General features: G+C 49.6%; 8 protein-coding genes and 6 pseudogenes. 7 read left to right on the top strand and 7 right to left on the bottom strand.

The features are described from left to right. Positions 1-287: 287 nt before the first annotated feature. A pseudogene (locus ACTBDU_RS00835) lies at positions 288-1,143 on the top strand (NADPH:quinone reductase); the annotation flags it as partial. 100 nt (positions 1,144-1,243) lie between these two features. On the opposite strand, the gene ACTBDU_RS00840 reads toward ACTBDU_RS00835, so the two are convergent. The 5 genes and pseudogenes from ACTBDU_RS00840 to ACTBDU_RS00860 all read right to left on the bottom strand — a co-directional run. Then, complete coding sequence (locus ACTBDU_RS00840) at positions 1,244-1,411, bottom strand: envelope stress response protein PspG (RefSeq protein WP_438805221.1); 168 nt, start codon at positions 1,409-1,411, stop codon at positions 1,244-1,246. A 420-nt stretch (positions 1,412-1,831) separates the two neighbouring features. Continuing rightward, on the bottom strand, positions 1,832-3,193 hold the full coding sequence (locus ACTBDU_RS00845) for a hydantoinase/oxoprolinase N-terminal domain-containing protein (RefSeq protein WP_438805202.1): 1,362 nt from the start codon (positions 3,191-3,193) through the stop codon (positions 1,832-1,834). Between the two features lie 103 nt (positions 3,194-3,296). Further along, positions 3,297-3,734, bottom strand: a pseudogene (locus tag ACTBDU_RS00850) (S-methyl thiohydantoin desulfurase domain-containing protein); the annotation flags it as partial. After that, positions 3,628-3,897 carry a hypothetical protein gene (locus ACTBDU_RS00855; protein WP_438805203.1) on the bottom strand — a complete coding sequence of 90 codons (270 nt, stop codon included), beginning with the start codon at positions 3,895-3,897 and terminating at the stop codon, positions 3,628-3,630. The gene ACTBDU_RS00855 and the pseudogene ACTBDU_RS00850, both read right to left, overlap by 107 nt. A gap of 82 nt (positions 3,898-3,979) precedes the next feature. Continuing rightward, positions 3,980-4,246, bottom strand: a pseudogene (locus ACTBDU_RS00860) (S-methyl thiohydantoin desulfurase domain-containing protein); the annotation flags it as partial. Between ACTBDU_RS00860 and ACTBDU_RS00865 the strand changes: the two are divergent. Together ACTBDU_RS00865 and ACTBDU_RS00870 are read left to right on the top strand one after the other, a co-directional pair. Further along, positions 4,160-4,348 (top strand): hypothetical protein, encoded by a 189-nt coding sequence (locus ACTBDU_RS00865; protein WP_438805224.1) that lies wholly within the window; start codon positions 4,160-4,162, stop codon positions 4,346-4,348. The pseudogene ACTBDU_RS00860 and the gene ACTBDU_RS00865 overlap by 87 nt on opposite strands. Before the next feature lie 763 nt (positions 4,349-5,111). Then, on the top strand, positions 5,112-5,774 hold the full coding sequence (locus ACTBDU_RS00870) for a helix-turn-helix transcriptional regulator (protein WP_438805204.1): 663 nt from the start codon (positions 5,112-5,114) through the stop codon (positions 5,772-5,774). Here the strand turns inward: ACTBDU_RS00870 and dusA are convergent. After that, positions 5,754-6,788: pseudogene (gene dusA, locus ACTBDU_RS00875) on the bottom strand (tRNA dihydrouridine(20/20a) synthase DusA). The gene ACTBDU_RS00870 and the pseudogene dusA sit on opposite strands and share 21 nt — an antisense overlap. A 1,556-nt stretch (positions 6,789-8,344) precedes the next feature. Between dusA and ACTBDU_RS00880 the strand changes: the two are divergent. From ACTBDU_RS00880 to ACTBDU_RS00895, 4 genes and pseudogenes are all read left to right on the top strand, one after another. Next, positions 8,345-8,527 carry a LuxR C-terminal-related transcriptional regulator gene (locus ACTBDU_RS00880; RefSeq protein WP_438805205.1) on the top strand — a complete coding sequence of 61 codons (183 nt, stop codon included), beginning with the start codon at positions 8,345-8,347 and terminating at the stop codon, positions 8,525-8,527. A gap of 69 nt (positions 8,528-8,596) precedes the next feature. Further along, positions 8,597-9,102: pseudogene (gene zur, locus ACTBDU_RS00885) on the top strand (zinc uptake transcriptional repressor Zur). A gap of 823 nt (positions 9,103-9,925) precedes the next feature. Next, on the top strand, positions 9,926-10,597 hold the full coding sequence (locus ACTBDU_RS00890; RefSeq protein ID WP_438805206.1) for a metallophosphoesterase family protein: 672 nt from the start codon (positions 9,926-9,928) through the stop codon (positions 10,595-10,597). A 153-nt stretch (positions 10,598-10,750) separates the two neighbouring features. Next, a complete protein-coding gene (locus tag ACTBDU_RS00895; RefSeq protein ID WP_438805207.1) occupies positions 10,751-11,059 on the top strand; it encodes a hypothetical protein in 309 nt (102 codons plus the stop codon). 3 nt (positions 11,060-11,062) lie between these two features. Here ACTBDU_RS00895 and ACTBDU_RS00900 read toward each other — a convergent pair. Further along, positions 11,063-11,672 (bottom strand): annotated as a pseudogene (locus ACTBDU_RS00900) (IS3 family transposase); the annotation flags it as partial.

Raw genomic sequence — 11,672 nt, forward strand, 5'->3', positions numbered from 1 at the left:
CAAAATATTCTGGACTAATTTGCAGACAATTCTGGACTCCCTTAAACCATAAAAAATGGCTATTTTGGACAGTCCAGAATTGATTGCAAAATCTATAGCTAAGGCGGGCGTCAAGCTTCTCCAGCTACTCCCCTTCCGGAGATACGGGTTGTTCTCAGAATGGCAGTGTGAACCTCAAAAAGCCAATAGGATGGCTTGGATGTCTTAAAAATGGTCAAAAGATGTGTATAACGATATGGGGTAAAGCTCTCTATCCAAGCTCTCATCTTCTCCAATGTACCACTACACTTGGAATCGAGGCGGCAGGCGTGGTGAGCAGGCTTGGCCCCGGCGTAGAGCATCTTCAGCCCGGCGACCGGGGGGGGCTACGCCCAATCCCCACTGGGCGCCTACGCCACCGTGCACAATGTGCCGGCGGATAAACTGGCCCAATTACCTAGCGCTATCTCCTTTGAACAGGCGGTCGCCACATTTTTAAAAGGCCTGACGGTGTTTTATTGGCTACGCCAAACCTATGAAATCAAGCCGAACGAGATTTTCCTGTTTCATACGGCCGCCGGCGGCGTCGGGCGCATCGTCTACCAGTGGTCGAAGGCGCTGGGTGCTAAAATGATAGGTACCGTCGGCAGCGCGGAAAAGGCGGCGTTGGCAAAACAGGCGGGCGCCTGGGAAATAATTAATTACCGCGAGGAAAATGTGCCTGAACGCGTCGCGGCCCTGACTGATGGAAATAAAGTGAACGTAGCGTACGATTCAGTGGGCAAACACACTTGGGAAGGCTCTCTCGACTGCCTCCGCCGCCGCGGATTAATGGTCAGTTTTGGCAACTCTTCGGGGCTGGCCACCGGGCTGAACTTGGGGATCTTGAACCAAAGGAACTCGCTGTTTGTCACGCGCCCGTCGATAAATGGCTATATCGCCGATGGCGCCAGCTTGAAACACGCTGCCGATGAATTGTTCAGCATGATCGCCAGCGGGGTGATCAAAGTCGACGTGCCGGCAGAGCAGAAATTACCGGACCATACAGCTAACCACCGCTATTATTATCTGGTAACATTGAAATCAATGGGTCTAAGCGTGTTTATCCTAGCAGCCCACATAAGAAAAAAATATCATTTGGGGCAGGAAAACTCCAAGCTGTGATCCACCCCCCATTTATGTATCGCTGGGTCAGCGCAGGCGGGCAGGCGGGAATTAAACCGCGAGCGCGGCGGCGCCCCGGTTTTTTCAGCGTGCGCTAGACCTAGGCCGCCGCCACCGCCAGCAACAACCACGGCAGCAATTTGACCGCAGTAACGAAAAGCCCGGCAAACAGCATCATCAGCGACCCCGCCACCAGTACGCCTAGCACGGAAATACCGGTCAATACCAGCATCAAAAAAAACCTGATGACGAAGAAAATTTCTAGCATGAAGGACTCCTCAATGGCAAATGGCAGGGTAGCGCCCGCCGCCGCGGTGATAATGGATCTCAACAGTTTAATACAAGAAGCATGCTCAGGTTGCAATGGGGTTAACCCGCTGATTTCATTGATCAGGCCCAGCTGCAGGGTGTCGAGACTTGGTGGTTTTAACCACTGTTTAGTCATATTCGCCACGAATTATCCCCGCTTGCGGACGCCGGCTAGCCCCCCCCGGCGCAAGTGTCCCCACGGCCAGAGCCCGGATCCTGACCGCATTTGCGGGCATATACCCCAGCGGCCACGAATCCAGCTCAATAACGGCCACCGTTTCAGGCAGCGCACCGGCGGCAATAGCCGCCTCCCGTGCCTGATGTTCCGCCCGCTGCAGGCAGGACTCCAGAGGTTCATCGCCGGGTAATATAATGGTATCTACGCTGCCGCTGACCTGAGCAATGGCGACACCGGTGGCGTTGGCGACGCCAGCGTAGGGCGGGCGTATGACCTCAGAAGCGTTTTTGAGGTGCATGGGAAGTAATGCCGCGCCGCTGCGCCCACCAGTATGACCGGAATATCATCCTGGCTGGTATTCATACGCGCGAGGCATTTTTCAACCATGGCCACATAATGTTCAGCCGCCCGGGTTACCATTGCAGGGCACAGATGGGCGACCAGAGCGGCATCGCCAATGTCCGCCCAGCCACGGGCCACCGCGATATCGGTGACCGTCAGGGTATCGCCGCCAAACACCAGCGCCCGCTGCGGTAAGGCATAACCCACGCTCTCGGGCCCGACGCTGATAGCACCGTCGGCGTTCAAGATTACCACCGATCCGCCGCCAAGGCCGATAGACGCAATATCCGGCATGTGGAAGTTAGTACGCACTCCGCCTATCTCAGTCGCCATGGCAGCAGACTGCCGGGGAAATCCCCCGCACAAAGCACCAACATCGGTAGTCGTGCCGCCCACATCGACCACCAGGGCCTCTTGTAAATTGGAGAGTCTGGCTGCGCCCCGCAGGCTATTAGTCGGACCGGAGACGATAGTCAGGATCGGGAACATCTGCGCCTGATGCAGCGGCATCAGCGTACCGTCATTTTGACCGAAAAACAGCTCGGGAATAATTCCCCGCCGCGCCAGCGTCTGGCGAAAACCCTTGGTAAGGGTATGCGCCACTCCACTTAGCGCCGCGTTAAGCACCGTGGCATTTTCCCGCTCCAGGAGACCAATGGAACCGATTTCAGATGACAGGGACACCGGTGTTTTCACCCCCAGGGTTTCCCGCGCCAGGGCTGCAACCCGCTGCTCCTGCTCGGCGGCGACGGGCGAAAATATACCGCATACCGAGACGGCGCGCACCTGCCCTCTTACCGCCAACAGTTGCCGGCGTACGGCCTGTTCATCCAGCGCCGATAATATCTCGCGGTTATATTGATAACCGCCGGCAAGGGTGACGAGCCGTACCGGCAGACGCGCGCGAAAATCGGCCGGCATATCGGTTAACGGCGGCACCGCCAGCGAGGTCGGCGCGCCGAGACGGAAATGCGCCACCGGCTGCAAGCCTTTACGCTCAACAATAGCATTAGTGTACCGCGTGGTGCCGAGCATTGCCCGGCGTATGGTCCCGCGATCCACTTCAACCTGCGCCAGCACAGCCGCGTTCGCCTGATCAATCCCCCGCATGACATCAGCGCTCGTCGGCTGTTTGCTATGAGCGATAATTCTTTGCTGCGCATCAAGCAACACCGCATCCGTATGGGTGCCGCCGACATCGATTCCCAACGACCAACTCATACGCGCTCTACCTGTAGCGGGCCGCCAGCGTTTCGACCGGCGTATAGTCATCCGGATAGTGAAAATACCGCGGCGCGCACACCTCAATTCCCCGCGGCGTACGCTATTTTTCATGAGCGGGAACGCCGAGCGCCACCACACGCATCCCGTAACAAAGCCTCTCCCCCAGAATCGGCAACCCCGTTTCTTCATCAAGAAGAATAATCAAATCCGGCGTCATACACAGCGCCTAGTCCTCTCGCCGCGCCAAAAGATATTCATTTTAAAAAAGCACGTCAAAGCGGCTGTTTTTATCGTCATCAACGCCGACAAAACAGGCAGTACCGTAGTTGAAACCGCCCTCACCACGCTGGTTGACCCGGTTGGCTTTCCCTCGAAACAACACGATGCCTTGCAAAAGCGTCGCGAGGGTTTCAATAACGTTGCGGCGGGCATCACGTGCCTGCTGAACCTTGACGCCAATGCGCCACATCAACCTCAATGTGCCCGTAATTCCTGAAACCCGCGCCTGGTCGATTGTCACCGGATAACCGGCAAAAACGGCGGAGTCGCCCATTTTTACCGCAACGGCGCGGGCCAGCTTCTCTGCCTTGAGACTGTCTTGTGCCTCGAACAGTGCGGCATTCGCATTTTCGTCCACGACGGCCATTGATGCCATCCAGATAAAACGTGGTCATTTGAAATTCGGGAAAAGCCCGGCCCATGGCATCGACATCCGCTACCGACAAGCCCGAGAATACAGGCGGCTGCCAGCGGCAACAGTGAATTGATACCGCCGGTTTCGATCGGGTAGATGGCAGATAAAGGGCGGCCCATATGCTCAGCGATATACCGACAGGCCAGCAGCGATTCCTGTCCGCTCGGTAACTTTTCCATCATGATTGTCGGCGAACCTATCATGCCCGTCGCCAGCAGCAATGCCTCAGGCTGAAGCTCGTCTAGTGTCACTAATTGGATGGGGCCGTGTTGGGCAATGGCCCGCTGTGCCATGATTTTGCCGATATAGGGATCGCCGCCACCGCCGCTGGCAAGAATAGCGGCGCCGTAACTGATGTGCTTAATTGCTTCATGATCCAGCCATTTCATCTCACGACCTCCTTATTATCTGCACAGGCGCCGACGCCCTATTCTCCGGTGAAATACGTATGGCGTTAATATACGCCGGCGTGCGTATAATAGGCATGACATCAATATTAGACATATTATAACCCCCACCTTTGATAATCCCTTCCAAGACAGAGAAATTCAACCATAAATATATTCGACCTCACAAAATTTTTGCAATAAATCCACGAATTAAAATTTAATATGTATTTTTATAAATATAATATTAATATTATAACAATAGCGTCATCATAGTTTTTTTATCAATATTATACTATTGCTCGACCGATTATTTTCCGCACCTCAAGATGACTGATTATTGGCCTAGCCCTTACCGATTGACGGCTGTGATTCTTTGCGTGTGACAAATTCGACCGCGATGTAACTTGTTACATAGCCCTTCATTGAGCCTCCCCGCTTACTCCTCATTTAGGGGGTATCCTACTAAGGGTGGAACCTTTCGCGCCAGCAGCGACCTGTCGTATTCACACGCGCTCAACGTCATCCCACCCCTCGAATGCCCCTTGCTTTGCGGGCTTACGGAATTGAAAGAAGGTGGCATGCGGGTAGTAAAACAAATAAATTATTTATCACCTCATTAATAACCTGAGCCGAGGGAATATTACACAATGAGAAGTTCGGGCAATATTTTAACGCCGTTAAACATAAATTGATATGAAATCAGGCTGGATCAGAAATAATATTTTCGGTAAAAAATAGAATGGATATGTGGTATTTGCAAGAAGGACTTTATATGAACAGCGATTGCCTATCTCGCGATACTCAAGATAGCGTTATAGCACCGCAGCTGCTAATGGTATGGGAATCTTCCCGTGAGCCCTGGGGCGTCAAGGATCTTGATTCGCGCTATCTTTATGCCAACCATGCTTATTACGATCTGCTGAATATTAACTCAGCACTCTTCACCATTCCTGGTCGTTTCGATTATGAGTTACCGTCACCGGTGGCGGATTTTGCTTCTCATTTTCAACGCCACGACCGCTGCACTATCAAGCAACAGGATCGCCTCTATTCCATCGAAATTCACTGTTACGGCCGGGAAAAGCTTATTCAACCTTATTTATTTGATAAATATCCACTTTATCACCAGATTAGCCGAGAGTGTATCGGCTCCATTTTCCATGCGCGCAAAGTCGAGGACGTCTCGCTGCGAAAGCAGCTATGCGGTAAAAGCCCCGGCTATTTTCTGTTTTATCCGCCGGAACCGATCTTTACCGAAGGGGAATTGGAAGTCATTTTTTTTGTTCTGCAAAACATGAGTAGCAAAGTCATTGGCCGTCATCTTGGCCTGTCGCACCGTACGGTGGAGAACAAGCTCCAAGGTATTTATCAGAAAGCGGGGGTACACTGTTTACGGCAGTTCAGCGAATACAGTAGGCACACCGGTTTTGACCGTTATGTGCCGCAAAAATTTCTGAAACCGCTAAGCCAGCTATTAATGCCGGGCGCAAGATAGCGCGTTAATAACCACATCGATACCCGCGCCCGGGCGCTGAGCGTGCTCGCTCAAATAGCGGCGCCACTACCGGGCGCCCGGCATTCCCTGAAACAGTCCAAGCATGTGACGGGTAATGTGACCCAGCGCCGCGCCTCGGGACAGCTCGCGCTCGATATAAGGCAGCATCGCATCAATCACTCACTGCCGTCTGATTCGGCAACGGATCGGCATCGCCAAACAGTTCACTGTCGACCCGCGCCAGGATGCATGGGTTTTGGTAGGCTTCCCGTCCCATCGTCACACCATCAAGCATTTGCAAATGTTTCCGTGCGTCGTGTAGAGTTTTGATTCCGCCGTTAAGCATCAATCGGAGCGCCGGAAAGTCCCGTTTCAGCTGATACATGCGATCATAATCCAGCGGCGGAATTTCGCGATTCTCTTTGGGGCTCAGGCCATTGAGCCATGCCTTACGGGCGTGAATTACAAATGTTTCGCAGCCGCCGCGCGTGGCGACGGTATAGATAAATTCACACAAAAACGTGTAGCTGTCCTGCTCGTCAATACCGATGCGGGTTTTAACCGTAATCGGCAGCGTCACCGCCTCGCGCATAGCGGCAATACAGGCCGCCACCCGGTCCTTTTCTGCCATCAGTCAAGCGCCGAAACGACCGTTCTGCACCCGATCGGAGGGTGCAGCCTACATTGAGGTTGATTTCATCATAGCCTCGCTCTTGTGCCAACTTGGCACATCGCGCCAGCGCATCAGGTTCGCTACCGCCCAATTGTAGCGCCAGGGGGTGTTCCGCGTCGTGGTAGGCCAAATAATCGCCTTTACCAAACAATAAAGCTCTGGTAGTCACCATTTCCGTGTACAACAGCGCGCGGCGACTTAGCTGGCGCAAAAAAACGGCAATGACGATCGGTCCAACCCAGCATAGGCGCAACGCTGAATCGGTCTGGTGCAGGCGTTATAGGCCCTGCCGAGATTGAAGTGGACGGCCGGCTGTTCTGTTGTAAGCAGTTTTCAAGCATGGCTGATGGTTTCATGTCTGTTCAAGCGACTAAATCCCCGTACAGCACAGTGAAAGAGGGCACCGGCAGGGAAACTTCCGCTAGATTCTAACACAGAAAAGCGCTCGCCGGGGTTTAGTCCGCTGGCGAGTGAACCTTTACCAAGTAGGGATGCAGACTCAAATCGCGGCACAGACTACCCCGTATGAGCCACGTTCTGCGCTAAACAGGCAGCGGCGGTGCGCTCGATGTGAAAATGACGTGATTATTCACTCCGGTTAAGCTGCCTACTCCGGGTACGACGGCCCTCAGTTTCCGGCGTCAGTGTAGCTCGGTATCATAGCGCCCGCCTCGGTCAGGCACGATAATCAGTTAATGTGTAATGTAGCGGAAAGGCATTCGGCGCCCTTTGTTCATACCTATACTCATGCATGGGTATTAAAACGGACGTGCCTGCCGCAATGATAATGATAATGATAATGTCTATGCCGTTATTAGCCACGGGCGGTAAGCTGCGGCGCAGTGAGCCTAAAACCCAATGCCAAGGAAATGGCTCCGCAGAGGATGTCTATTTAGAATAATTATCATTGATGACTCACGCTGATATGTACCCACGCTAGCCGGATGCTCCCTTTCTTCACCCGGGAAAGTTTACTTTAGTCCAGTGACTATAAGGCCAAAGCGTCAGTAATACAGCCGCCCTGCACCCCTTATCAGCGTTGCTGCCACTCCTGCGGAATCACGCGGTCAAGGCGTGTATACATCAACTTTGGCTAACCATCGCCAGGGGGCTGATGGGATCATTTTGTCTCAAATTGCTTACATGGCGTCCCAATACCCGATGGACAGATTTACAAAACGCTGAATCTTTTCTATCAAAAGAAAGCTGGGCATTGAAAATGCATGTCGATGTTGTCTAAGGCAAGGACCCATCCAATGCGTCAATTGTGAAACCTTTTTTGCAAAACTGGGAGGAGTTTTTTGACTGCTAATAACGGCCGATTCATATCATCGCCACCGCTTTGCGCGCCTTCGATATTGATGACAACGCGCACTGACGAGTGGTCTGACATGGTAGCTAAATAATAATCTCTTTTTCCCGATGATGAAAAAGTTACTAGACTAAGCATTATAACAGCCTTTATTTTTGATCATTGTGTTTTTACCCGTAGCGCCATGCGATCATTATTAAATGAAAGTGGTTTTGGAGAAAATATTTATACTCTCAATGATGTTTTGAAATTAGACATGCTATGCCACAAATTAACGCCTGACATTGTCATTATCAGTCAGAAATATATGCATATGCAAGATAATGATCGTATTCTAAAGGCATTAATCGAACGGCGGCCGCGCACGTTTTTCATCATTTTCATCAATAACGAGAACATTGTCTATAACGCGGTTATCCCCATTAAAGTAATGTTATCGTGATCTCCAAGTTTCTTGCCGTTGATGATTTTAGTAAACTGTTGCGCCATTTTTCCGGTCAAGAAAAGTATCCTCTTGCCCCTACGGTAAAACGATGTGCACCGCTGCGATTCAGCAAGTCTGAAAGACAAATCCTGGCCATGTGAATGGCGGGCGAGAACACGAAAGCCATCTGCGCACACTTGAATATTAAGGATAAAACACTGTCGTCACATAAGATTAATATAAAGCGAAAAACGAACGCCGATAATAAACAGATTATTTATTATATTCTGAAGATTGCTGGAAGCATTACCGATGATTTTTATGCCCGTCTATACAGCACTTGAGCGAGCTTTAGTCGTGGTTTTTGTGTATTCGTGGTAATATAGACAGAGAAACCGCAACCGGGGAGCATCATGAAAACAACGACTGAAAACCCTCTTCTCAACCAGGCCAAAGAATTGTGCGAGCAGCGCAATGTCCATCTGACGCCGCAACGTCTGGAAGACCTGCGGCTGATGTCTCAACAAAACGGTGCGATAAGTGCTTATGATTTGCTGGATTTATTGCGTCAATCTGAACCGCAGGCAAAACCCCCGACCGTTTACCGTACGCTAGATTTTTTACTTAAGCAAAATTTTGTTCATCGCGTCGAGTCCACCAACAGCTTTGTACTGTGCCATCATTTCGCGGAACCTTCCCATGCTTCCGCTTTCTTTATCTGCGACCGCTGTGGTCAGGTGACAGACAGACCACGCAGGGCATAGGCAAAATTTTACAGCGTATGGCGGCGGCCGGCTTTACTCTCTCACATAAAGAGGTAGAGGCGCATGGCTTTTGTCCACAATGTAGTGAGGTGCAGGCATGTCGACATTCTGACGTCTGTGAACATGACCACAGCGTGGCAATAAAAGAACGCTAGCATCCTCTTGCCGAATTTCTCTTCCCTGTAAAACAGCATGGTTATCCCGGGCCATTAGGCTGCTCAATAGCCCGCAAAATGACACAAACTTGTTGCGCAGGAATCCTGAATGGCCGTCTCTTTGACCACAGTGCCTTATTATCAGTGCCAGGCTCTACCAGCCGCGGCCCCGATTAAGTAGAATTGGTTTACCTGGCGCGGACAACTATGCTCAATCCAGCGCCTCTATTTCCCGTAGTAAGCATGTAGCTAAAAAAAAGGGTTAACGTCAGGTAAGGTAATTCGGGAAGATGAAATCTCCTCCGGTTTCAATCTATTGACGGCTTGTCTTGGCGACAATTAATTTCTTAACAAGCAGCGTCATTTGCGTCGATGTTACAGGTTTATCTCAGACGTCATCTATAATGAACCTAAAGATGTTTATTTATATCACTGGTGACAAGACACTCCCCTTTCATCTGTTCTGCGACGTAATCCACTTTATTCAATCCTGCATCACAAAACAGACTGTTGAAACAACAAGCCATAAAACCGTTATATTAAATATCCACGGCATTCATATTAACGCTAATAGAAGACTGTAAGTTCTACTCGACGTTAGTCGAAAATTGGCAATCGCAAAGGAGCGAAAAAATAATTATTGGAGTTATTAGTGACATTCATCAGGACGGTCAACGTGAGAATGACGTGTTAACCACATCATTAAAAAATATGGTGAAGAATGGCGCCACGGCATTAATCATGGCAGGAGATATTGGGGATGCGCATGCTAAAAGAGATAAAGCAGTATCGATCATAACTGATTGTTTTCCAGCATAATTCCATGATGCTTATGTTGAGTAATCACGATGTACGAACAGATGTCGAAGAAGGTTTTTCTTTAGACCCGGTTTTGGTTAACTTATATCATGACTATTTGGATAAATTCGGCATCAAGTATTATGCTAATACCATGTGTATTGATGCTTGGTTTAATGACTATCACGTCTTGTGTTTGAATACCGATCTCGGTCTTAAAAAGATGATGCATTTAAATAATGATTTAGTTAAATGGTTGAAGGAAAAACTGGCTGAAAACAGCGATATCCATAAACCCATTTTTATAGTCACCCACCAAGCTTTTGACGCTTCGCATTGGAAAGCGGGCCTATTTGGCGGTTTTGATGATCAGGATGAAATGTTAAAGAAGTTATTTAGCGATTATCCGCAAATTGTTATGCTTAACGGTCACATACATAATGGCTTTAGCGTGATCAAATTTATTCAACGGCCTTATGTCACGCTGGTTGAAATTCCTAGTTTGACCAGAGGAGAAAATGGTGTTAAATCACCGGGTACCGGCTGCTTGATAAAAACGAGCCAGAATGAAATGGTGTTTAAAGCATGGGATTTTTATGGCAATAAGAAACTTGCTAAATATAACCAGGTTATTAAGCTGCCACTTTTATCGGTATTGGTTAAAAAACTCAAGGAGATGGAAGCAAGTGAAAGCTAGGATCTGCTTGCCGAAGCATCGATGTTAATGAACAAAAAATATGTTGATGATATGCCTGACGGGAACGCTACTTAATAAGGGCAAAGTCATTATAATATTGATAAAATTTATGATGAGGAAACGTGGCAACGTATTGAGGCGTTGTGGCAGGACATGATTGACTATTTAAATGAAAAAAACGCTTATTCTTTGCCCATAAATAATGGTAAAGCCTTCACGGAAGCGTCATTGCGTGCTGCATTGAAAGAACATAATCACATATTAATAAAAATGGTTAATGGTGGCTGGGCACCCAAAGTTTTTGTTCTTTCTTTGACCGACGTAAACGAAACACTTAAAATTGTCACTAACACCGTCTATCAGACGACGGTTTATTATGACAATAAAGAGGTTATTCTCAATACGGGAGAGTCCTTAACGTTAACCACCAGAGTGGCTTGGCATGAGGTGAATTTGCGATAACGGTCAGACAACGTGTAGTGGCCAACTAAAGCTGGCCACCGTGTTAGCGTTTTCCCAGTATCTATTTTCTGATTCGTTTGGTGGCAACCCACCGTTATATTCATGCGGCCTGAGTGCGCTGTAATATCCCGCGATATAGTCGGTAATTTCATGAGCTGCTTCGCTGAAGCTTATGTAGCCCGTTACCGGGTATCCACTCGTTTTTCAGACTTCTGAAGGAGCGCTTCATCGGACTGTTATCCCAACAGTTACACCGCCGACTCATGCTTTGTTTGATCCGGTAACGCCACAGCAACTATCGGAACTGCCTGCTCGTATAGTGGCTACCCTGATCGCTGTGGAATATCACTCCGGCTGGTTTACCACGCGTTTCCTATGCTATTTCCAGTGCTTTGATGGTCAGTCTGCTATCCGGGGAGAACGACATAGCCCAGCCCACCGGTTTCCTCGCGAACAGATCAAGAACAACCGCAAGGTATGCCCAGAGTTTCCCGGTCCAGATATACGTCACATCGCCGCACCATACCTGGTTTGGCTCCGTTACAGCGAACTGGCGATTGAGATGGTTCGGTATTTCAACGTGTTCATTGCCGCCGCGTTTGTATTTGTGAGC

The sequence above is a fragment of the Sodalis sp. (in: enterobacteria) genome (assembly GCF_051710625.1).
Taxonomy (GTDB): domain Bacteria; phylum Pseudomonadota; class Gammaproteobacteria; order Enterobacterales; family Enterobacteriaceae; genus JBPESN01.